This is a genomic window from Paenibacillus sp. LT-B23, from assembly GCF_059417685.1.
The window spans coordinates 22,827-43,138 of the sequence record NZ_JBSQBM010000002.1; the positions used below are offsets into that span (position 1 = coordinate 22,827).

Annotated in this window: 24 protein-coding genes; 13 read left to right on the top strand and 11 right to left on the bottom strand. The window is 46.8% G+C overall.

Translation table 11 applies throughout. The features are described from left to right. A partial coding sequence (locus ACWXW9_RS02750) for a DEAD/DEAH box helicase (RefSeq protein WP_494928183.1) occupies window positions 1-1,537 on the bottom strand: 1,537 nt, incomplete at its 3' end. Window positions 1,538-1,862: 325 nt separating this feature from the next. Here ACWXW9_RS02750 and ACWXW9_RS02755 point away from each other — a divergent pair. The 9 genes from ACWXW9_RS02755 to ACWXW9_RS02795 all read left to right on the top strand — a co-directional run bounded on the left by ACWXW9_RS02755 (window position 1,863) and on the right by ACWXW9_RS02795 (window position 7,198). Then, window positions 1,863-2,486, top strand: coding sequence for a hypothetical protein (locus ACWXW9_RS02755; protein ID WP_494928184.1), 624 nt, complete (start codon window positions 1,863-1,865; stop codon window positions 2,484-2,486). Window positions 2,487-2,524: 38 nt separating this feature from the next. Continuing rightward, entirely contained in the window at window positions 2,525-3,169 is a 645-nt protein-coding gene (locus tag ACWXW9_RS02760; protein WP_494928185.1) for an immunity 50 family protein, read from the top strand. Beyond that, a complete protein-coding gene (locus tag ACWXW9_RS02765) occupies window positions 3,162-3,326 on the top strand; it encodes a hypothetical protein (RefSeq protein ID WP_494928186.1) in 165 nt (54 codons plus the stop codon). The genes ACWXW9_RS02760 and ACWXW9_RS02765 overlap by 8 nt, the downstream gene beginning before the upstream one ends. 41 nt (window positions 3,327-3,367) lie before the next feature. Beyond that, window positions 3,368-3,868: a HEAT repeat domain-containing protein gene (locus tag ACWXW9_RS02770; protein WP_494928187.1), complete on the top strand. Its 501-nt coding sequence runs from the start codon at window positions 3,368-3,370 to the stop codon at window positions 3,866-3,868. 29 nt (window positions 3,869-3,897) lie between these two features. Beyond that, window positions 3,898-4,527: a hypothetical protein gene (locus ACWXW9_RS02775; protein WP_134912123.1), complete on the top strand. Its 630-nt coding sequence runs from the start codon at window positions 3,898-3,900 to the stop codon at window positions 4,525-4,527. Between the two features lie 48 nt (window positions 4,528-4,575). Next, entirely contained in the window at window positions 4,576-5,097 is a 522-nt protein-coding gene (locus ACWXW9_RS02780; RefSeq protein WP_494928506.1) for an SMI1/KNR4 family protein, read from the top strand. A 65-nt stretch (window positions 5,098-5,162) separates the two neighbouring features. Further along, window positions 5,163-5,723, top strand: a complete 561-nt coding sequence (locus ACWXW9_RS02785; RefSeq protein WP_494928188.1) for a hypothetical protein — start codon at window positions 5,163-5,165, stop codon at window positions 5,721-5,723. Between the two features lie 475 nt (window positions 5,724-6,198). After that, window positions 6,199-6,858 (top strand): hypothetical protein, encoded by a 660-nt coding sequence (locus ACWXW9_RS02790; protein WP_494928189.1) that lies wholly within the window; start codon window positions 6,199-6,201, stop codon window positions 6,856-6,858. After that, on the top strand, window positions 6,839-7,198 hold the full coding sequence (locus ACWXW9_RS02795) for a DUF7716 domain-containing protein (protein ID WP_494928190.1): 360 nt from the start codon (window positions 6,839-6,841) through the stop codon (window positions 7,196-7,198). Before ACWXW9_RS02790 ends, ACWXW9_RS02795 begins: the two co-directional genes overlap by 20 nt. Here the strand turns inward: ACWXW9_RS02795 and ACWXW9_RS02800 are convergent. Beyond that, a complete protein-coding gene (locus ACWXW9_RS02800; protein WP_494928191.1) occupies window positions 7,188-8,822 on the bottom strand; it encodes a DUF6138 family protein in 1,635 nt (544 codons plus the stop codon). The two genes, ACWXW9_RS02795 and ACWXW9_RS02800, sit on opposite strands and share 11 nt — an antisense overlap. 208 nt (window positions 8,823-9,030) lie before the next feature. Between ACWXW9_RS02800 and ACWXW9_RS02805 the strand changes: the two genes are divergently transcribed. After that, entirely contained in the window at window positions 9,031-10,452 is a 1,422-nt protein-coding gene (locus ACWXW9_RS02805) for an SMI1/KNR4 family protein (protein ID WP_494928192.1), read from the top strand. Window positions 10,453-10,470: 18 nt separating this feature from the next. On the opposite strand, the gene ACWXW9_RS02810 is transcribed toward ACWXW9_RS02805, so the two are convergent. Beyond that, window positions 10,471-11,085 carry a TetR/AcrR family transcriptional regulator gene (locus ACWXW9_RS02810; RefSeq protein WP_494928193.1) on the bottom strand — a complete coding sequence of 205 codons (615 nt, stop codon included), beginning with the start codon at window positions 11,083-11,085 and terminating at the stop codon, window positions 10,471-10,473. After that, window positions 11,057-12,601 carry a phytoene desaturase family protein gene (locus tag ACWXW9_RS02815; RefSeq protein WP_494928194.1) on the bottom strand — a complete coding sequence of 515 codons (1,545 nt, stop codon included), beginning with the start codon at window positions 12,599-12,601 and terminating at the stop codon, window positions 11,057-11,059. The genes ACWXW9_RS02810 and ACWXW9_RS02815 overlap by 29 nt, the downstream gene beginning before the upstream one ends. A gap of 388 nt (window positions 12,602-12,989) precedes the next feature. Here ACWXW9_RS02815 and ACWXW9_RS02820 point away from each other — a divergent pair, with 388 nt between their 5' ends. Continuing rightward, the gene (locus ACWXW9_RS02820) at window positions 12,990-14,222 is read left to right on the top strand and encodes a peptidase (RefSeq protein WP_494928195.1); all 1,233 of its coding nucleotides are present in this window, start codon (window positions 12,990-12,992) and stop codon (window positions 14,220-14,222) included. Window positions 14,223-14,852: 630 nt separating this feature from the next. On the opposite strand, the gene ACWXW9_RS02825 is transcribed toward ACWXW9_RS02820, so the two are convergent. Then, the gene (locus ACWXW9_RS02825; protein WP_494928196.1) at window positions 14,853-15,107 is read right to left on the bottom strand and encodes a hypothetical protein; all 255 of its coding nucleotides are present in this window, start codon (window positions 15,105-15,107) and stop codon (window positions 14,853-14,855) included. 208 nt (window positions 15,108-15,315) lie between these two features. Here ACWXW9_RS02825 and ACWXW9_RS02830 point away from each other — a divergent pair, with 208 nt between their 5' ends. Next, window positions 15,316-15,558 carry a helix-turn-helix domain-containing protein gene (locus ACWXW9_RS02830; protein WP_494928197.1) on the top strand — a complete coding sequence of 81 codons (243 nt, stop codon included), beginning with the start codon at window positions 15,316-15,318 and terminating at the stop codon, window positions 15,556-15,558. A 140-nt stretch (window positions 15,559-15,698) separates the two neighbouring features. Then, window positions 15,699-15,968 carry a helix-turn-helix domain-containing protein gene (locus ACWXW9_RS02835; protein ID WP_494928198.1) on the top strand — a complete coding sequence of 90 codons (270 nt, stop codon included), beginning with the start codon at window positions 15,699-15,701 and terminating at the stop codon, window positions 15,966-15,968. 98 nt (window positions 15,969-16,066) lie between these two features. Here ACWXW9_RS02835 and ACWXW9_RS02840 read toward each other — a convergent pair whose 3' ends face one another. The 6 genes from ACWXW9_RS02840 to ACWXW9_RS02865 form a co-directional block, all read right to left on the bottom strand. Next, window positions 16,067-16,390 carry a helix-turn-helix domain-containing protein gene (locus ACWXW9_RS02840; protein ID WP_494928199.1) on the bottom strand — a complete coding sequence of 108 codons (324 nt, stop codon included), beginning with the start codon at window positions 16,388-16,390 and terminating at the stop codon, window positions 16,067-16,069. A gap of 2 nt (window positions 16,391-16,392) precedes the next feature. Further along, entirely contained in the window at window positions 16,393-16,869 is a 477-nt protein-coding gene (locus ACWXW9_RS02845) for a hypothetical protein (protein ID WP_494928200.1), read from the bottom strand. 216 nt (window positions 16,870-17,085) lie between these two features. After that, on the bottom strand, window positions 17,086-17,964 hold the full coding sequence (locus ACWXW9_RS02850) for a cysteine ABC transporter substrate-binding protein (RefSeq protein WP_494928201.1): 879 nt from the start codon (window positions 17,962-17,964) through the stop codon (window positions 17,086-17,088). Between the two features lie 136 nt (window positions 17,965-18,100). After that, window positions 18,101-18,856: an amino acid ABC transporter ATP-binding protein gene (locus ACWXW9_RS02855; RefSeq protein WP_494928202.1), complete on the bottom strand. Its 756-nt coding sequence runs from the start codon at window positions 18,854-18,856 to the stop codon at window positions 18,101-18,103. A gap of 18 nt (window positions 18,857-18,874) precedes the next feature. Then, on the bottom strand, window positions 18,875-19,552 hold the full coding sequence (locus ACWXW9_RS02860; protein ID WP_044644408.1) for an amino acid ABC transporter permease: 678 nt from the start codon (window positions 19,550-19,552) through the stop codon (window positions 18,875-18,877). Then, window positions 19,533-20,198 (bottom strand): amino acid ABC transporter permease, encoded by a 666-nt coding sequence (locus tag ACWXW9_RS02865; protein ID WP_431086276.1) that lies wholly within the window; start codon window positions 20,196-20,198, stop codon window positions 19,533-19,535. Before ACWXW9_RS02865 ends, ACWXW9_RS02860 begins: the two co-directional genes overlap by 20 nt. Window positions 20,199-20,312 lie beyond the last annotated feature (114 nt).

The following is a 20,312-nucleotide window of genomic DNA, read 5'->3' on the forward strand; positions in this document are numbered from 1 at the left end:
GCCCTGCGGAGCGACCTTGGCCTCCGCGTGTGGAACCGCCGCTGCTGCGGTCATATCCGCTGCGTTCGCTGCTTTGCCCTGCGGAGCGACCTTGGCCTCCGCGTGCGGGACCACCGCTGCTGCGGTCATACCCGCCGCGTTCGCTGCTTTGCCCTGCGGAGCGACCTTGGCCTCCGCGCGTGGGACCACCGCTGCTGCGGCTGGAGCGACGCTCGCCGCCTGCGGATGCAGCGCGCTCTTCGCGCGGCTGCTCCCGCTCGGTGCGGCCACGGCCTGCGCCGTCACGGCGACCCGCCTGTTCGCGGCCGCTGCCCCGGCGTCCGCCGCCGGAACCGTTGCCGCCGAAGGAACGGCGGTCGTTTCTGCCTGAGCGGTGTTCTCCGCCCTGCCGCTCAGCTGTATTGGCAGCAGGTCTACGCTGTCCGCCGCCCTCGCTGCTGGTGAAGGTAACACCAGCAACCTTCTGGATGTTCCGAAGCTCTGGAACATCCCGTGGCGTGGCGAGCGTTACCGCCACACCTTTGCCTCCGGCACGGCCGGTACGCCCGATGCGGTGAATGTAGCTTTCGGCATCCTGCGGCATGTCATAGTTAAAGACATGCGTTACGCCTTCCACATCCAGGCCGCGTGCGGCTACATCGGTCGCTACGAGCAGTTGAAGCTTCGCTTCACGGAACGCCTTCATTACTTGCTCACGCTTGTTCTGGGACAAGTCCCCGTGCAGCTCGCCGCTCTGGAAGCCCATTTCTTGCAACTGCTCATTTAGCGCAGCAGCGCGGCGCTTCGTACGGCAGAAAATTACAGCCAAATACGGACGATCTGTATTCAGCATGTCCACCAATGCCTGCTGCTTGCCCCGATCCGTCGTCTGTACAACGACCTGACGGATTTGACTCACCGGAACGGAAGAAGCGGACTTCACTTTTACATCCACAGGCTCGTTCATATATACACGAGCCAATTTGCGGATACCTGCTGGCATCGTAGCAGAGAACAGCATCGTCTGCCTCCGGTACGGAACTTCCTGAAGAATCGTCTCTACATCGTTCAAAAAGCCCATGTGCAGCATTTGGTCGGCTTCATCCAGCACCAGCATTTTAACACCGCTCAGATCCAGCGTGCCGCGTCTCAGGTGATCCAGCAATCGTCCGGGTGTACCGATAATCAACTGTGCGCCGCCCTTCAGCTTGCGAAGCTGACGCTCTACATCCTGTCCTCCGTAAACAGCCAGCAACGACAAGCTTGGCTCCGTAGCCGCCAATAAGTTCGCTTCCTGTGTAATTTGGAGCGCCAGCTCACGCGTTGGAGCAATCACGAGCGCCTGCGGATGGCGCTTGTCCAGATTCATTTTTTGCAAAATCGGCAGTAAAAACGCAAGCGTTTTACCTGTTCCCGTATGCGCCTCGGCAATAACATCCTGACCTTCCATCAACAGCGGAATGGACTCCTGCTGTACAGGTGTTGGTGCTGTAATTCCCTGCTCTTTCAAGGCGTCTACCCAATGCTGCTCTACGCCTAATGCTGCAAAATTCTTCAAGTGGTATTCACTTCCCTTATCTGTATTCAATATGTGTCACGTAAAATAGGTTCATGTGCCATATGACATCCATCGTTCCATAGTTCAGAATTCCCATTTTTGTATCGGTTCTCTTTCAACCCTTTTCAGGAAGGGAGCTTATCCGTTATCGTTGATTCTGTTCATGTAACCAAAACATACGGCCGCAATGCGGCTCAGGCCGTTCCATATATGACTTTCCTAGTATACGCGAATATGAACGGGTTTCCAAACCATTTTAATGAACAGTTGCAAAAGGTGAATTTAGTTGCCCTGTCATATATTATGATAGTAGAAACGGTAATTCATGAAAAAAGGAATGATGCCCGTGGTCAACAACCTGCATTACAACTTTATAATGACAGGCCGACTGTCCGAAGAACGCACTGTATTTGCTGAAGAGCGTTTTTCCAATCTGTTCGATGTGTTCGAAACGCTCCTGAATTTGTCCGGAATTCGCAACACACGCGTATCCGTATACCAATCGGGAACAAAAAAGACCAAACACGGCAGAATTCGCTGGGACAAAGAGGAGTTGCTCCGCATAGTAACAGAAGAAGATTCGACCCCACTTATGCTTATCATCGAGGCCCCCAGCATCAAATCGTCATATGGCAAAGGGACGACACCAGAAGTATACATTTATCTGTCCAATGATCCCTTGCGCCAATCTTCCGGCCGTTGCGGTTCGCTTGTTTCCATTCGTCAGGATATATATGAAAACATCGGCGAAACAGCCGTTGAAACCATGATGATTCATCTGAGCCAACGGCTGAATGCAGACAAGCTGCTGTACAGCTCGCGCAACTTTCATGCCAGCAGCAAAGCCCGCTCCATCATGGATATTCATCCGTTTATGCTTGAACAGGATACCCCCGATATGAATTATGTTTTCCAATCATGGAATCGCTTTTCTTTACCACATACTTGAAGAAATCCATTATACTAAACATCAGGAGGTTGAAACTTATGCATATTCAGATTCAAAACGTTGAAAAAAAAGAAAACGATTATCTCATTCATTACAAAGCCGGAGGCGCACTGCCGTTCGTTCCGCATGATATTGTTCTGATTCATGGCAAGCAGTATTTTATCGGCACGATTGTGGAGGTAGGGGCGGAACAGACTCTTTTACGTATCAATCCGCAATATGAGAGCCAGTTGGCAGGCTCCATCGGGCTTGAACTGGCTTTCTCACCGACCGTCTCCATTCAAGGAGCAGATAAAATCGTGGAAAAGCTCGGATATTTCCCTCCCTTTCATTATGACCAAATTACAGCAGCAGATATCACAAAAGACCAGATAACATTAACGATTGAACTATCACCCGTTACCATACTGTCACCCAAATCACCCGATCTGACTCCTTCGGCTGAACAGCCTTCGCTTTCCACGTCTTCAACGGCAACTGTACCCCGTTACGCGGTGACTTTTACTTTTTTAGAGACAAAGGAACACGAGCTGACCGCTATGGAAACGGAAAATATCATTTTACAGCTTGATTTCCGTTATGAGGAGGCAGACATGGTCATTGATATTGATGCACTGACCGGACTGTCAGGCAGCTTCCTGTGCAGAGGCATCCGTGCGGAGATTGCAGAGTTGAATGAATAAACAGGAGTCTCGGGAGCTGACCGCAGAGCAAATTAACACACTCGACAATTGGGTAGATACCATTTCCTATACGGTGATGGTGCTTCTGGAGGGGGCGAGGTCAAAGAAGCTTTCTGTTTCTATAGAGAAAAGGTATCCGGGAATGACAAGCAGATAGATACCTGAAATCCCCCCTCAAGAAAGGAGAATATTGCATCCATGAAAGCTGAAGATGACGGAAAGGCATTCCTGTCTATTTTCCCCGTACTGTCAGATGAAGAAAAGCTGGAAACCCTGCGCAGATTCACAGCGATGCCCGTCCCGGTGGCGGAAACCACTATATTGCTGTTGCAGTTGGCGCAGCAGTCGTCCGAGGATGAGCTTATTCGTATGGAGGCGCTGAAGGTCATCGGACTGTACACTGATGGCAACCAGCAGTCGACTGTTGCACAGGGAATTTGCGAGCTGCTGGTCACGCCTGACGAAGATGATGATGTGCAAATAGCAGCTTTGCAAACTTTGGCATGGATGCCCTGCTCGGAAGCAGAGCTCGGATTGGCTCTGAAGCTGATTCACAGTGATGCATACATATTAGTCAAGGAAGCAGCCTTCGCGCTGCTGTGCTCACATAAACACCTGCCTTTCGCACAACATGCCCTGAAGCAATTGCTGCAACATGAAGAATTCGGCGTGTCTGCCAAGCGGGAACTGTCAAGATAATCGACATCCAAAGGAGAATCAACCTACTCATGCGAGTCAAAATATTTATATTCATACTTATTATCGGGGTAATATGTGTTCCCGCCTATTTCATCATGAGCAGCTTCGGGTTATTTCAAAATGAAAAGGTACTTGTACAGTACAAGGTTGCCGTGGACGTGGAGGGTGAAAAGTATGATGCCTGGCCTGTCATCAGCAGCTTTACCGCTATAGACAAAAAAGGCGTCGACCGTCAGCTCTACTATCAGGCGAAAGGCGCCGGCTTGGAGTACCTGTTTCAGTTAGCCTATGGACAATATGAACTCAGGCCCTCCAAAGAAAATCCTTTTCTGGACGGAAGAATTCACTACACCATGGATCATCCCGATTACGTCCGGCAAGAGAAGAAATATAAGAACGCCAACGATTACAGCCAGTTACAGCATTATTATAACCAGCAGGAACAAGTCATCTATACTTATAACCCCGAAGCCAGACTTGACAAGGCATATGTTCGCTCCATCATCACTACAGGTATGACTCGCAGCTCTGGTGGATCAAGCAGTCAGGTGAAAGATAACTATATCAATATTACTAAGCTGTTCAAGGACAAGCTGGGAATTACCGTAAAAGTAGATGTAGACGAGGACAACAAAATCGTTACTCTATCCATGATATAAAAAATAAAGGTTTCATAGTATTGCTAGATTCGAGGAGGATGGTTGTTGATGTCATTCGCAATGGAGTCAGGGCTTACGCCTGCCGCAATCACGGCTTTGGAGGAACAGACACAGCGCATATTGCCTGTAGGCTACAAGCGTTTCCTTTCACAATATAACGGCTTTTATGTAGCCTCCCCTTTTTATTGCAATGTTCCCTTCGATAAAGTGGATAACGGAGACATTGATATGACTTGTCTATTCGGTTACGAGGTGGACAATAAAAATCATGACCTTCTGGCGCTTAACCATGAATTTCTGGATGAAATCAGTCATGTTGATAATGCGTTAATCGTTGGTGCAGATGCGGGTGATAATTTTTACGTTGTGATTTGCAGTGAACATACTCCTTATGTGTACTACTGGGATCGGACGCACCTTCATGCCTATGACGATAAACTGCACTATGATATCGCAGAGCAGGATGAATGCGGACATTTATATTTGGTGGCGATGGACTTTATAACGTTTTTGAATCGTGTGATCGAACTGCTCAACGAACAGGATGCCAACCTTCTTTACCTAAAATAATAGACAGGTCATACTTAGACTTCTACGGAACGGCGCACATAAAGATAGGAAGGAATGATTTACTTATGACAGAAACACAACAATATCGTTTGGGGCCCGCTTATCTGGAAAGATGGGCTGTACCCGAAAACCCGGAGGCATGGATCGAGCAGGAGTGGACAGGCAAGCTCCATTCACAGGCCGGACATACCAAATTCCACATTTTTTACTATGGAGAGTTGATGGACGAGCTAATCGCCGTGACTGAATTTGCACCCCAGCTCATCATTGCGGAGGATGCGGTTACGAGTGAACGGATCGTGATTTTTGATGGAACCCAACATGGATACGATGCACTACTATGCGAAGTATATACAGAGGAACAGCAGAACAATCGGACCCCCCTTTTGCCCTATTTAGATGAAGACGGTGAAGGTACCTTTGAGGTAAACGTGACCGCTTATTATAATGTCGATTGGGATGACGAGTTTTCAGACGATGTGGATGAGGATGGGCAGCTTGAACTGATCAACGGTGAGCTATGCGATTTTGAAGAGGTGAAGCGAAACGGCTTTGATGCGATCAGCATTACGATTACCAGCGCCAAAGGTCTGAAAACAGAGATCATTCAGGAAGAGCTGGCCTGACGAGGTTGCAAAGCCAAAGGAGCCACGATCAGGTTCAAAAGAATCAAGCATCAGGAAGGCGATATTTTTGTCATCCCTATGCATGACGGCCGATTTGCGATATGTCAGGTCACTGTGAAAATGCTCATGTTAGCGTTCTCCCCTGTACAACGTATTCCTCTTTTCACCCTTCAGCGCATTGAAAAGGCCATTTTCAAGTGTTAAAATAGGAATAAGATGTATATTCTAAAAAAGAGTGAAGATGCGTCAACATCCTCACTTTTTGGCAATAGCCGCTTTTAAGGGCGGTGTCTGCAAGTTTACGGAATATGAAATAGACCGGTTCCTACCACGGGCGGTCTATTTCTTTTTATGGAAGGAAAGAATCAGGAGACTATTCGACCACCATCTAAGCCATTCTGTTGTTGAGGAATATTATAGCATATGACAAATGAAATGTACGTTTTTACAATCTTTCCGAAAAGGAGGAACGACGATGGAACAGAAACGCTTCAAGGATGAATACGGCTATAAATATGACTTTGGCGCCGTGATCTGGCGAGAAGAACAGGTAGCTGTTCATTGTCCCCGTTGCCAAGAGCAAGCTTTTATCTCCAAATCCAAAAAAGACTGTTACTACGTCATCCGATGCTCCCATTGCTACTATGCCTGTCAGGAACCGGAATCATTTAAATACGATGCACGCGGCGTATGCAGCCATTGCGAGCGATATTTTAATATAGAGATTCACAATGACAGAACAGCCACGCACAAATATACGAATATAGACTGCCCTCACTGTGAGACACGTAACCAGGTTCCCGTACATCGCGTTGCCTCGCATGAATGGCGTACAAACATAATTCAGGATGGAAAGGACCCTGTTTTTCATCTTCAGCTATACTATCTTGACTATTATCGGGGTAAGCCTGCCTGGGCGCTCAATCGGGCGCATCTGAATTACCTGCTCTCTTATATCTCTGCCGGGCTACGGGAGAAACCCGTGAGCGGCATGATGCGCACAGCTTCTCACTCGATCCCCAAATACATTAAGGATGCGAAGAATCGCCAGGCCATTTTAAAAATATTACAAAAGCTACAGCATAAGCAAGCATCCGAAGGAGGAAGCTCTGAGCGTGAGTATACAAACCTTTGACAACCTAGAAGCATTAGTTCGAGCCGTTAGCCAAACAGATATGAATGAATGGGTATTCACCAATCTGGAACATTTTCGGAGCAGTCCTGTCGATGCCACCTATTATATTATCCCGGAGGAAGAGCTATGGGAGCTGGAAGATGCAGGTCTCACCGTCACCAATCACCGGAATGAAAATATTCCTGCGTCCCTTCCCGATCATAAAGCACAGACATGGCTGGAGATAGCGACCGTGCAGGATGTCATTGAAGTGCTACGCCGCAGTGGGAACGAGCCGGACATCCACCGCATCGCACAGGGACTTCAGTATTACCACGAATATGATGCTTTTATGGAATAAAAGACTCCAGCAGCGCTTTCACCTCAGGATCAGCCTGTTTCAGGCTGCTTTTCAGCTTTTTCTCGCCGCCCCAAATTCGGTAAACGAGCAGCTCTTTGTCGTAATCCTCCAGCTTCTCTAGCTCCTCGACCAGCACCTGTGCCTGCTCTACGCTTTCGATTCCAGACGACTTCAACGGCTTAGCACTTTGGTTGCCTGCCAGAAGAATCTTCGTCCAAACTGGAATCGTGTCTGGTGTCAGTCCATGCGCATCTGCAAAAGCAGCCGCGTAGCCATCCTGTACCGACTGATGCTCCGTATCCACCAACTTCATATAGCGAATCACCAATGAAAAATAGTCCGTTCCTTTCAGGCCCAGCCCCATCACCACATAGGTACCCGGCATCGCCGATTTTTCTCCTGGCTCCACATCGTTGTACCACTTGAACTCTTCCATCACCATATCTGCATATTCAGCCAGTAGCGGGTGGAGAGCTGGGTATTCCAGTGCATTGGCAAAAAAACGATGCAACGTGGATTTAGCCAGCTTGGGCACAGGCAGGAAATTTTTCACCTTGCTCTTGAGCTTCAAGCGGTATTCCCTGGTAAAGCCTTTCTGTAAAATATCGCATACATATACGAGCGCTTCCCTGTAGCTCTCTTCTTCCTCCGAAAGAATATGAACCTCCAGCGTTTGCAAAATATCATTTGCTTGGCAGGTGACGCGCTTGCTTGTATATAGTGCTGGAATGCTCCCTGACCCGCTCTTGATCCACTGGGCGGCCTGCTCCGAGCCTAGCTGTGCAGCGATCTCCAAATATTTCTGCCGTGCATCGGCATCGGTCGAACCCACTCGCATCGCGGTGAGCAGGAACATCTCCATAGCTGGCGCAGGAATATTTGAAGGATGAATATCGGACTTCACTGTATAATCCAACCCGTAGCTTTTTTCCCGAACCGCATACTTCGCCAAAAATTCATCTTCAGCCCAACGCTTTAAGCCACTGTTGAGCTGATGTCTCCATGCTTCCTCACGATTGCGGCTCACCTTCACTTTTGCATCCATTCGATTCAGAAGTTCATCCACCCGTTGGGCATCTATAGGGTACAAGTGAGGATCGAGCAAGTGCCTCACAAAGAAAAAATCGTCCTTTTCCTTCGGCACAGCTTTGCTGGCAGGGTTGAGCTTCTGCTCTACAAACTGCTGGATAATGGCTAACAGGTGCTGCCGTTTATCTTCGTTCAGGAGCGAGAATGTAAAATGACTGGATTTCTTCTCCAAGACCACTTCCAGATGAAATTCCAGTCGATAACGAAAGAACATGGGACTAGATTCTTCAGACTTAAATAGAGCCTCTATCCGTTCCCTGAACACAGGCATCCATTCGTCCTGCACTTGCTGGAGCGTTACCCCCTCCGTAAAACCAGAAATTTTCGTATCCGGTCTACGGTTATCCCAATCAAACGGTTCATAGGTATCCACCCATAGCCCGTCCTCCTTACAGGTCACTTTTAAGTATTCATGAATCCCTTCGTGAAGGACACTTTTTGTCTGGAATTCGGCAATGCGCTTTTGCTCAGAAGCGTACGCCTTATCAATTGCCTCGAAAATCGGATCTATGTATGCCTGTACCCCTGATGCCATACGATGCGCTCCTCCTTCATCCCCTTACAAATTGTAGTTCTAACGTAATTAAGATAGACTAATCTATAACTATTTTATTTCCTGATTATAGCATATCTCTCATTTACTTTTGGACTCTATCCCTATAGGTAGAGTGCCGGAATGAGATTCTATTATTCTTTCAGAAGCAGCATTGCCGGATTTTAAAGTAAGAGGAGGACGAATGAAAATGACGGCATATTTTGAGCAAACCCTTGAGAGGCTGGGGCATATCGCCGACCGTCTGAGACAAAACGGAATGCCTGACGTGGAATACGAGTGGACGAAGGGCATCTCCACAGGTGAGCTAACTGCGCTGGAGGAACGACTACAGAGACCTTTACCCGCCTCCCTGTCTGAACTGATCCAACGGTGCGGCAGCTTACATCTGTTATGGTCGCTTCCTCAATATTGCATTGTAGCTGATGTATCGGGACGTACAGGTGAATATGGTTTCACCTCTGATCACGGACTGAACATACTCGACGATATCACGGGTGAGTTTGGCTGGAACCATGAGTATATTAGCTATTTCACATCCTATGGGGAATATACAGACTCACCAGCGGCAATGGACGAACATCGGTATCTGATTTTTAACTATAACGGTGCGGGCGATCCAGTGTTACTCGATTTGGCGACATCCACTACCGAGCCTGCGGTGTTCTGCTATGATCACGAACAGGATCGATTCACCTTGCTTGCGGACAATCTGCCCGCCTATATAGACACCATCCTCACGTTGCACGGTCTATGGGTATGGGATTGGACGACAGTGATTGACAAGCGCGGCATTCAGCTCAAAAGTCCCCCACTACAAATGTGGGTACGCTGGCTGGATGAGTTCTGCAATGTGAGGCTGGAGGATGCTCATTCGCTTGAAGATTTGATTAAATATGCCACGATGCATGGCGTAGATAATCCTGCCGTTTTGCAGGCTTTTCAGCCCTATGATCCGAAGGATATTTTCCTTGCCTGGGAGCAGCGCATTCAGCATAACCCTACACAACTCGCTACATGGGCCGTTTTTATAGGAGAAACCGCTGGCGACGGGGCTGCCGATTGGGTCCGCTCCTTATGGCAGCCGGGCAACGTGCAAGCGTGGACTTCTTCTTCGGTTCCCAATAGCGGCTCTATTGCTGTAGGTACATTTGTATCCACCCGTGCCTACCTGACCGCCCGCTGTCTGCCTGGGCATGAAGGCTTGGCATACGTGTGCAATTACCTGCTACAGCATTCACCGGTGGATGGTAAATTAGAAGGGTACACCGCTAACGGGCAGCTACAGCATTTTCATTCACCACAGGTCATTGACTGGATGTGGGATAAGGTGAATCATCCTGTAGAGGGCTGGGCAGCGCTTTTCGCCCATTCCCGTCCTACAACTAAACAGTTGCTTGAATGGCTATCCGATAGCGAGCTTCATCAGAAAATCACAACCGAAGCATTGAATATCATGATTCAACAGGATTTTCTTCCCACTCTGGAAGCAGACACTTGGGCTAACATCTCAGACCTGCTTCATGCTTCTTTGCAGCTTGTTATGCTCAAAAAAGATAAACGCCGTATTGAAGCAGTGCTGGAGCAGCTTTCTGATTTGGAGCAATGTTAGCCTTTTGGAGCCGCTGCATCAGCGGCTTACCCCCCGGAAAAAGGTATCTATAGTGAATGAAATTAATTCGTCATTTGATTTTGCCGTAGGGAAATCAAAATTCAGGAGCAGGGAAGTCAATCCGTGTAGCATGCTCCACACAGATGTGGCGATCAGGCGCTCATCCCCTTGAGTTATGCTGCCATCATTCATAGCAGCTTTTAGTCCGGATTCAAGCAGTTCAAAGCCTTTAAAGCGTTCACTGTCAATAAGGCTGATTAAACTTACAGATTCCAGATTGCTGATAAACAGGATGTTGTAATATTCCGGGTTAGCCGTTCCAAAACGAACATAAGCGTCGGACACCGTTTTCAGCACGTCCAGGGCATTCAATCCTGCTGCCTGTGCTTCTTCCGCACGCTGCTGAAGAGACTGGAAAAACATAGAATTTCCTTCAATCAGCAGTTCACGGACAATCGCTTCCTTATTGGCAAAATAATGATAAATGGTCGTTGGTGAATATTCGATCTGGTCCGCAATTTTGCGCATGGAAACTTCGGCATACCCTTGGTTCAGGAAAAGCGAACGGGCGGCCTCGATTATTTTTCGGCGAATCTCACTGTTTTCACGTTCTCGGCGTTTGATATGTTTCATGAGTAAATGTACTAGCCCTTTCTGCCTGCCCCAATTTGGCGGCGATACGATCAGCTTCCATTATACCTGAGTTCATTGCCCCTTGGAACCCGCCCCCCGGCTGTGTCCATGCCCCCACCAACGACAGGTGTTTCACCGCCGTTTTGCGCTTCAATCTTTTCATGCCGGACTGCCGGACAGTTTGCGCGTAGCCGTAGACGGCCCCGTCCGGATTGGCGGTATAACGCTGCATCGTCCGCGGTGTACCCAACTCGGCCACCACCACCTTGCTGCCAAACCCCGGATACAATCCTTCAAGGCGCTCCAGTATCTGCCGTGTTACGGCTTCTTTTTGGGCCCTATATTCGGGACGCGTCGCAGGCCAATTTTCCAATCTGTCCAAAAATGTAACTGCAATGACGCCTTTCCCCGGCTCATTAAGCGAGGGGTCCATGGCGTTGTAATTCGTGAGCATCCAGTTGCCTTTGGTATACTGGCCACTCATCATGACTTCATAATCTGTCTCCGAATCCGGCTCGTTACGCAGGATTAAGTCTTCTTCGGTGATGCCAAGCTCATGGGGTTCACATGATAACCCAAGATACAACTGGGTGAGAGATGTGCCGGTCTCCAGCCTGCTGACGGCTTCCAGCTCACGGCGGGCAGCATCATGGTTTGGCAGCAGATGGCCATAGGTATGATGGGGACTGATGCCGGACACAATCCAATCGGCTTCATATACGTCCCCTTTTTTCAGGCGTACAGCAACTGCTTTACCACCTTCAACCACAATCTCGGACACCTGACTGCGCAGGTGAACATCTCCGCCGGCTGACTCAATGGCGGCAACCAGCGCATTGGATAAAGCCTGTGCGCCTCCCTGAATGTAATACGTTCCCTCCAAATGATAGCCGATCCAGGGAATGAAAAAATACAAGGCGGCAAGCCGCTTCGGGGGCAATCCATAATAGGGCCAGAGCGCAGTGAAAAATTCCGTGAATTTCTCAGACAGCCCGAACTGACTTACAGCCTCCCAAGTGGTCATTTGCGTCCAGCGGAAGAAGGTTCCTGCTTTGAGTAGGCCAGCCGCCTTGCGCCAGGAAGTGAGGGAAGAGGAAGAGAAGACGGAGAAGCCTTCCTCAAAACGGCGAATACCAGCAAACAGGCTGTCGATGGCTGCCTGCTCAGCAGGGAACATGTTTTTGAGGAGCTGAACATATTCCTGCACATCGGACGGGATATCAACGATCTGCCCTTCCCAACGAATGGAATACGGGTGTTTTTTGCGGAGAGGCACGACCTGTCCGTCCACTTTGCAATCTTTCAGCAACTGAGCGAAGCTGCCTTCTTCGAGTCCGCCAACACCGTGCAGGGATACGTCAAAAGTATAACCCTTTCTTTTGAATTCAGTTGCAAAGCCGCCCGCCAGGGTATGACTTTCAAAAACAGCCGTTCGGTAACCGAGTGCGGAGAGTCTTGCTGCACAGGACAAGCCGCCCAGACCTGCGCCGATGACGATAACATCATACTTGTTCATGATTTCATCTCCTTTGTTAACATTGTTATTTAAATTAACACTGTTAAGTTAAAGGGATTATAACCCACAACATTACATTTGGGAAGCCCCGGTTTTTGGGGTTATCTGCCGGGGCTAACCATCAAAACATAAGAAATTTAGCTCTTATTACAGCTGCAAAAGTTGAGATAATACAAAAAACATCCAAAATTGTAGCGCTTTCACTTGTCAAATTTCAATGAAGATGCTATCCTGCAAGTGGGATTGTTACTGAAAAGGCAAAACCCGAGTACATTTGTGTACCCGGAGTTTGCCTTTTTTTGATTTTATATCGATGCAGCATTATACAGTCGACCATCCCAAGCATGTGTAAGCGCTTTAAAAAATGACACCAAAGGAGATCAATTTCATGCAAAGAAGACGTTTCGCCCTTGTTTTACTATCTTTCGTGTTCCTGCTCACGATCGTTTTCCCGTCCTCCAGCTCTGCCGCAGCATCCGATGTTCCAGCACCACAGGCCACCCTGCTCACCCAGGTACAGCCTTTAGGTGAAGTCGTTTCTGCCGTTGTACTGAAATATAGCGCCAATATCGACGGGGCATCCCTGTCCAAATCCAGCTTTCAGGTACAATCTGTACTCAATGATGTATACACAGACAGAACCGTGACTAGTGTGTATACCAACGATTCTGGAATCATCACCAACCGCAGTACTCATGGCAAATATGTCGTGATCGAACTGGATACACAGGATAAAAATGCAAGTACCCTTACTTACGATGCAACGAGTGGCGTCAACCGCATCAACACGTTGAATTATTACATTAGTCAAAAGAAAGACATTGCAACTCAAAAGAAAGCAGTCATTCCAGCCACTGTACAGACTGTAAAAGCAACCGATAAAGTTACACCTATCGTGGACGATTTCCAAAAAAACACCTTTGAAAATAAAGACGGCTTCAAGCTGAACTACTTTACGTTTGAGCCTAAAGTAGAGTCTGGCAAAACCTACCCGCTGGTTGTGTTCCTGCACGGAAACGGCGAACGTGGTGACGGAAACGGAGTGAACCTGCTGGCGAATGCTGGTGCTGTTACTTGGGCTTCTCCTGAGCAGCAAGCCAAACACCCATCCTTCGTAATCGCTCCACAAAGCCCGATTGACCTGGAGCATAAATTCATTTGGGCGGATGAGCCGCGCAACAGCGCTGTAGCCGATCTGGTACGTGAAACGGCGTTAAAATATCCGATCGACACTAACCGAATCTATATCGTTGGTATTTCTCAAGGAGCTATGGGAACGTGGAGATTGTTGGAGAAAAATCTTGATTTGTTCGCCGCAGGTGTGCCGATTGCCGGTTTGACCAACTATGAGAAAGCCGTTAACATGTATGCTCCTGTTGATCCTAAACACGTCGAAGTACTGAAAAACGTCCCTATTTGGGCTTTCCATGCCGTAGACGACACCTCGGTAAGCCCTAAAAACTCGCAAGAAATGGTAGCTGCCATTCAAGCACAAAACGGAAATCTCATTCATTTTACTGAATATGAGGCAGGCATTATCAAACCTGTAGGACACTTCTCATGGGTTCCCGCTTTGCAAAATCAGGATATGATTGAGTGGCTGTTTGCACAAAAGAAATAAAATGATGTTTGTATATAAACCGAACTTAAAAGTTTCATATCATGCCACTACGCAGTCGGATAGTGCTTCCCATCGCCACCGCCCCCGGATTTCTTGAATAAAGCCTTTCACAAGGGTAGAAATCCGGGGAGGTGATGCTTCCGAAGCGAGCTTTCCTACGGAAAGCTTTTAAAGCGACCGCTTCGCTTGTACAGCACTATTCCGCCTACTCCGTTTATATGTTCATTTTTGAACTTGGCTTATATACCTCTAAAAATAAAGCGCCAGGCGGTTCGATACCCGTCTGGCGCTGTTTTGCTATCTAAAAAAAAGTACCTGCCTTCCTGTGTACCACCATCAGGAGTGCAGGTGCAATATGAAATGAGGAGAACTGAAAACTTGACACTGGTATTGCCATTTGCAGTTAACGCTGAACCTACTACTTCGCCTGCTTCGCAGCTTTGATTGTTCTCAAAACTCGTCTGCGAGTTACCTTGTTCGGGCTTCTAAGCTCGCATGCACCTAAAGGATATTAGTAAATATGTAGCTTGCGTATGGTGGAGTTTATTTCACCCTTTTACGCTTCTGTGTTACATTATATAAGTAAAGCGAGAACAAAAATTCAAATCAGAATTTACGTTCGCCATTTTTTCATAGTCCTTTATTCCGAACTAAATCAAAGTCTATATCTTCCCGACATGTATTCCATAACAGTTCGTCTGTAAGAAAACTTAATGCATCCATGTTGCGCAATCGTTCGACCAACTCAGTAATCACATCTATGTCTTCACGTTGTACATGCCTTGCAAGAGTGATGCCACCCGTGTCGCCATCAACATATAGATGTGAATGATGTCTTTCCTTTTTTACATGTCGAAGGGTAAGCACGCTATTGTCGATCATCATGACGTACCGGTCCTTGATCAGATATCCCTCAACATTAGAATTTAGCTCCCTTCACATCTTTTACATTGTCCTCTATAAGAGGTTGTTGAGTTGAATCCCTAATATATTAAGCCTTTAAAGTACAACCTTTGTAGTTATTTTATATCTTTTCAGGATAAACTTCAATAGTTAATATTCTTCTATCTAAATTTTTTAATGAGGTGTATGTATGGGAATTACTTTTAAACTTGAAGAATTGCTTCAAGAAATCGGGATTACTAAAAATGCTCTTGCTCGTGAGGCCAAGATCAGACCCAATACGATCTATGAAATGTGTAACAATACATCCAAACGGATCGAATTCAAAACGTTTAATACAGTGATGGAAACGCTGATTCGTCTTTCTGGTCGCCCGTTAACCCTGCACGATGTTCTCGAATATATACCTGAAGATGAATCAGAGAAACACTAATTCATTCATAGAATAGTCCGCTGCACTTTATATCTCTGCCTTCGGCAGGGATATTTTTATCCTCGTTATTTAGAATAATTGTTGTCACCATTTCTGAGTACATAACTAGAATCTATACTTATAAAGGAGCAATTTTTATCATGAATGTTCATGAGAGATATCATTTTAAACTTGGTAGCATCTTGGAGGAACTCAATATTACACGTAACAGACTGGCCGTAGAAGCGAAAATACGTCCGGCTACCGTCATTGGTATGGTAAATGGAAAAACTAAAAGACTCGAACTCGAAACACTAGCACACATACTTGATGCTCTGAACAAATTTGCCCATCAACGGAGATTCACACGGACTATTACTCTTGCTGATATTGTTGAGTACATTCCTGAGGATGAAATGGACAATCATTGATTCTGCCTGTGATATTAATGTCAAAGTAGACAAATATAAAAAAAACAAAAAGGCACTGTCCCAATACAGTACCTTTTTGCGAATACGTCAGATCGTTATTAAACGGGTTGAGTAACCTCTTCTTTACATACAGCATCCTCACTAAATTTAGGGTTCATTTGAACCAGCCCTAGAGCTTTAAATACACGACTCAAGGTTTCCATTTTCACTCCATCATAACCAGCCTCAATCTGGGAAACTCTAGCCTGTGTTGTCTTAGCTGCATTGGCAAGTTTGGTCTGGCTCCAACCCAAATGAATGCGACGAGCCAAAACCAGATCTCCAACAATAACTGAAAAAGAATTCAAATGCTCTTCTACTTCTGAAAGAGTATGCAGTTCCTTCATCAGCTCCGTATAATCCTGGCCAGTTTCCTTAGCCATATTCATTCACCCTTCCCAAGATTAATGTATTTTTCAGGATACCGATAGAAATCTGGAAGCATAGCTTCTGTTTCATGAACAATCCGATCAAAATCAACAGAGGATCTAGCTTGTTTAAGCACGGAACGAGTAAATACTAATATCTGTTGACCACCATACAGATAAGGGATAAATAACGCTCTGAACGCGCCGTAGCCCTGACGATTAACCCTCAATTCAAAAATAGGTTGATGATGAGTCAATTCTTTAACAGGGTTAGCTAAAGTAAAAGGAGTCCCGCTGTCATCAGTTGCTTCTAAAATTCGGTTAAGCCCATCAGGAATTCCATGTTTTTTTACAAATTCTAATGCCCGTACTATACGTGGAAGGATCCACGCAGCATCTTTATCCTTTTTTCTTACCTGATTTGCTAACTGACGAAGGTGATCAGCTACTGGCTGATTTCCGGATTCGTCACGAGCGAATTCAATCTTTATCATATTATACCACACGCGATATAAAAATTAAAATCATTTACTTTCGCGTAACTCCTTATTTCTTATTTTATAAATAAAATGACTCGATTCAATAAATACAACTCTCTAATTCTACTGTACTGCTGAAATTGCTAAAAGGCCCATTTTTTCTTAATAATAAAAAGCGCCGGGTTCATTTCCCCCAACGCTTCCTTAATGCCTTCATGTATGAAACAACGATTATTCCACTTTGCCGCCTTCTACGACCAATTGGTCTGTGAAGCCTTCTCCGTAAACGGAGGTCAGTGTGTCCTTGTAGGCTTGATGGACAAAGTTTTCCTTACCCAGCGTATCCAGCTCATTGTTGATCCAGCTCAGCAGCTCTTTATTTCCCTTCGCTACTGCGGGGGCAATGGTATCCTGGCCGCCAAAGGCCGGAATGGTTACGGTGAAGCCGGGATTGGCTTTCGCCCAGGCGATCAGCTCTGTATTATCGTTAGCGATGGCCGCGCCGCGCTTGTCTTTGAGGGCTGAGAAAATTTCCGTGTACTGATCAAATTTGAGCAGCTTGATGTCAGGATAATTTTTCGTAAAATAGGTCTCAGCCGTCGTTCCTTTTGCGACAATCAGCTTCTGATCCGAGTTCTTCAATTGATCAATCGTGGTGATCGGAGCGCTGTCGGGTGATACAATGCCAAAGGATAATTTCATGTACGGGTTGGCAAAATCGACCTTTTCTTTGCGCTCGTCCGTTACGGTAAAGTTAGCCATGATGATGTCTACCTTGTTGGATTGCAAATAAGCGACCCGGCTCGCGGCATCCACCAGCACGAACTCTACCTTGGACTCATCGCCCAGAAGGTCCTTGGCAAATCGTTTCGCAATATACACGTCAAAGCCCTGATTCTTCCCTTCCGAATCCACGTAGCCAAAAGGTGGCTTATCCGCGAAAACACCAATTCGGATTTTGCCGTTCTTTTTAATGTCTTCAATCGAAGCAAATTTTGCCGAGCCAGAATTGCCGTTGGCATTGCCTCCTGCTCCCGCGCAGCCCGTCAATCCGATAAGCAACAAGCTTACTGCCAGCAATAATGCCGTTAACTTCAACCCTTTTTTCATCGTATTCATCCCCCTGTTTATCAGCATTTTGCATCATTCGGTTTCTTTCACTTCTGGGTGCAATATAGAGACGAATAGAAACATTTCGATCTCTATATTATGATTGGAAGTCGCTCATAGGATTGATGCAAAATGCTCATATAGTTTCATACTGAAATATATCCAGAAAGTGCTGGGCACGCTCTGTTTCCGGTTGGGTAAAAAATTGCTGTGGCGTGGTCAGTTCGCATATTTGTCCTTGATCCATAAAAACGATACGATCCCCCACCGACTTGGCGAATCCCATCTCATGCGTCACGATAATCATCGTCATTCCCTGTCGCGCCAGTTCTCGCATCACATCCAGCACCTCCCTGACCATTTCCGGGTCCAAGGATGCCGTGACTTCGTCAAAGAGCATAATTTCAGGGTTCATACACAGTGCGCGTACAATCGCAATCCGCTGCTTTTGTCCGCCTGATAACTCTCTCGGATACGCATCTTTGCGATCCAACAGACCGACCCGTTCCAATAATTGCTCCGCTTGCTTGAGCGCTTCCTGCTTGTTTCTCCGCTGCACTTTAAGCGGGCCTAGCAATATATTTTCCAAGACGGTCATATGGGGAAACAGCTCATAGTTCTGAAATACCATCCCGATATGCTGCCGTATCTCCCGCCAATTCACTTTTTTGTCCGTAAGATCCTGTCCTCTATATCGGATTTCTCCGCCTTGGACTGGTTCCAGACCATTGAGGCATCGCAGAAGTGTGCTTTTTCCGCAGCCCGAAGGGCCAAGAACAACCACAACCTCCCCCTTTCTTACCTCCAGATCAATCTGTTGGAGTACCTTTCGGTCACCGAAGCTTTTGTCCAGCCCTCGAATCTCCAGCAAAACCTCCACAGCCTCTGCCATGACGCCCACCCCATCCTGCTAATTTTGCCATCTGCGTTCGAATCTCTTGGAAAGTCTGGACAACGGATAGCATACGAGAAAATATAGTATAAAAATAAAACCATACACCCAAAAGGATGCCGCTGGCGCTTTAATCACACCAAGCTCAATAATCTGTTGTCCGACCTTTACCACCTCTACCACACCGATCAGCACCACCAATGACGTCGTTTTGATCATCCGTGTCGCCAGATTAATAGAACCCGGCAGCATTCGGCGTACCGCCTGAGGAATGAGCACATGACGGTACAATTGTCCATACGTCAGACCGAGCGCTTGCCCGGATTCCACTTGATGCTTGGGCAACGATTCGAGCGCACCACGAACGATGTCACCGATCTCCGCCGCACCCCATAAGCTAAACACGATAATTGCCGTTAGCTCCCCGCTAATGTTCACATTCAGCAAAGGCGTGAAGCCGAAGTACACCACATACAGCCAAACCAAAATCGGAATAATGCGAAACGTCTCCAGATAGAGCCGTAATACAAATCGAATCGGTCCCGACTTTAAAGTGCGCAATAGCCCCATTACGATGCCCAGCACTGTGCCGATCACAATCGAAATAAATGCAATTTCCATCGTAACGAGTAATCCACCTAACAGACGCTCAAAATTGGAACCTTCAAAAAGCACATTAATCCCCGAATTCTGCATATCGCACCTTCCTTTCCACCCATGTCAGCAGCATCGACAAAGGCAAAAGCAGGACGAGATAAGCTAGCACCAGCAGAATCAGCGATTCCGCCGTTTTGTAGTACATGCCGATCAGGTCTTTTGCCACATTCATAATATCTAGCAGAGCAATGGCACCAACAATGGAGGTTTCCTTGAGCAGAAAAATCGCATTCGCACCCAATGATGGAACACTGATAGCAAAGGCCTGTGGCAAAATAACATATCGCGCCAGTTGCACCTTGGACAATCCCAGGCTAAGCCCGGATTCCGTCTGCGTTTTACTCACCGCTTCAATTCCGCCACGGAACGCCTCTGCCATATACCCTCCGCCCAAAAAGGTCATACCGACGATGGCACACGTCATTTCACTCATATGCAGACCTATTTTGGTAAAGCCATAATACAGAAAATACAGTTGTACCAGCAATGGTGTATTGCGGGAAAGCTCGATATACGCTGTAATAATGCCGCTAATTCCCTTCACCTTGTAATACAACACAATACTGCACAACAAACCGACGATCAGCGAAAAGAGGATGGCCCAAAAAGCAATCTTCAATGTAAGCCACATCGCCTCACCATACAGTGGTAAGCTCTCTACGATAAACTCCCAGTCTAGATTCATATGTACATACCTTTCAATTTTCGATTAATCCTATGTATTTTGTAAGTTTAATAACAATGATTGTATTCCAGCCCAATTATTACGTCAATACTTTGACAAAAATTTGTCATATTT

Excerpts from the sequence above, each read along its gene's own strand:
- ACWXW9_RS02755 (WP_494928184.1), top strand. The coding sequence starts at position 1,863 with ATGAAAAAAGGAATGATGCCCGTGGTCAACAACCTGCATTACAACTTT.
- ACWXW9_RS02760 (WP_494928185.1), top strand. The coding sequence starts at position 2,525 with ATGCATATTCAGATTCAAAACGTTGAAAAAAAAGAAAACGATTATCTC.
- ACWXW9_RS02765 (WP_494928186.1), top strand. The coding sequence starts at position 3,162 with ATGAATAAACAGGAGTCTCGGGAGCTGACCGCAGAGCAAATTAACACA.
- ACWXW9_RS02770 (WP_494928187.1), top strand. The coding sequence starts at position 3,368 with ATGAAAGCTGAAGATGACGGAAAGGCATTCCTGTCTATTTTCCCCGTA.
- ACWXW9_RS02775 (WP_134912123.1), top strand. The coding sequence starts at position 3,898 with ATGCGAGTCAAAATATTTATATTCATACTTATTATCGGGGTAATATGT.
- ACWXW9_RS02780 (WP_494928506.1), top strand. The coding sequence starts at position 4,576 with ATGTCATTCGCAATGGAGTCAGGGCTTACGCCTGCCGCAATCACGGCT.
- ACWXW9_RS02785 (WP_494928188.1), top strand. The coding sequence starts at position 5,163 with ATGACAGAAACACAACAATATCGTTTGGGGCCCGCTTATCTGGAAAGA.
- ACWXW9_RS02790 (WP_494928189.1), top strand. The coding sequence starts at position 6,199 with ATGGAACAGAAACGCTTCAAGGATGAATACGGCTATAAATATGACTTT.
- ACWXW9_RS02800 (WP_494928191.1), bottom strand. The coding sequence starts at position 8,822 with ATGGCATCAGGGGTACAGGCATACATAGATCCGATTTTCGAGGCAATT.
- ACWXW9_RS02805 (WP_494928192.1), top strand. The coding sequence starts at position 9,031 with ATGACGGCATATTTTGAGCAAACCCTTGAGAGGCTGGGGCATATCGCC.
- ACWXW9_RS02810 (WP_494928193.1), bottom strand. The coding sequence starts at position 11,085 with ATGAAACATATCAAACGCCGAGAACGTGAAAACAGTGAGATTCGCCGA.
- ACWXW9_RS02815 (WP_494928194.1), bottom strand. The coding sequence starts at position 12,601 with ATGAACAAGTATGATGTTATCGTCATCGGCGCAGGTCTGGGCGGCTTG.
- ACWXW9_RS02820 (WP_494928195.1), top strand. The coding sequence starts at position 12,990 with ATGCAAAGAAGACGTTTCGCCCTTGTTTTACTATCTTTCGTGTTCCTG.
- ACWXW9_RS02825 (WP_494928196.1), bottom strand. The coding sequence starts at position 15,107 with ATGATGATCGACAATAGCGTGCTTACCCTTCGACATGTAAAAAAGGAA.
- ACWXW9_RS02830 (WP_494928197.1), top strand. The coding sequence starts at position 15,316 with ATGGGAATTACTTTTAAACTTGAAGAATTGCTTCAAGAAATCGGGATT.
- ACWXW9_RS02835 (WP_494928198.1), top strand. The coding sequence starts at position 15,699 with ATGAATGTTCATGAGAGATATCATTTTAAACTTGGTAGCATCTTGGAG.
- ACWXW9_RS02840 (WP_494928199.1), bottom strand. The coding sequence starts at position 16,390 with ATGGCTAAGGAAACTGGCCAGGATTATACGGAGCTGATGAAGGAACTG.
- ACWXW9_RS02845 (WP_494928200.1), bottom strand. The coding sequence starts at position 16,869 with ATGATAAAGATTGAATTCGCTCGTGACGAATCCGGAAATCAGCCAGTA.
- ACWXW9_RS02850 (WP_494928201.1), bottom strand. The coding sequence starts at position 17,964 with ATGAAAAAAGGGTTGAAGTTAACGGCATTATTGCTGGCAGTAAGCTTG.
- ACWXW9_RS02855 (WP_494928202.1), bottom strand. The coding sequence starts at position 18,856 with ATGGCAGAGGCTGTGGAGGTTTTGCTGGAGATTCGAGGGCTGGACAAA.
- ACWXW9_RS02860 (WP_044644408.1), bottom strand. The coding sequence starts at position 19,552 with ATGCAGAATTCGGGGATTAATGTGCTTTTTGAAGGTTCCAATTTTGAG.
- ACWXW9_RS02865 (WP_431086276.1), bottom strand. The coding sequence starts at position 20,198 with ATGAATCTAGACTGGGAGTTTATCGTAGAGAGCTTACCACTGTATGGT.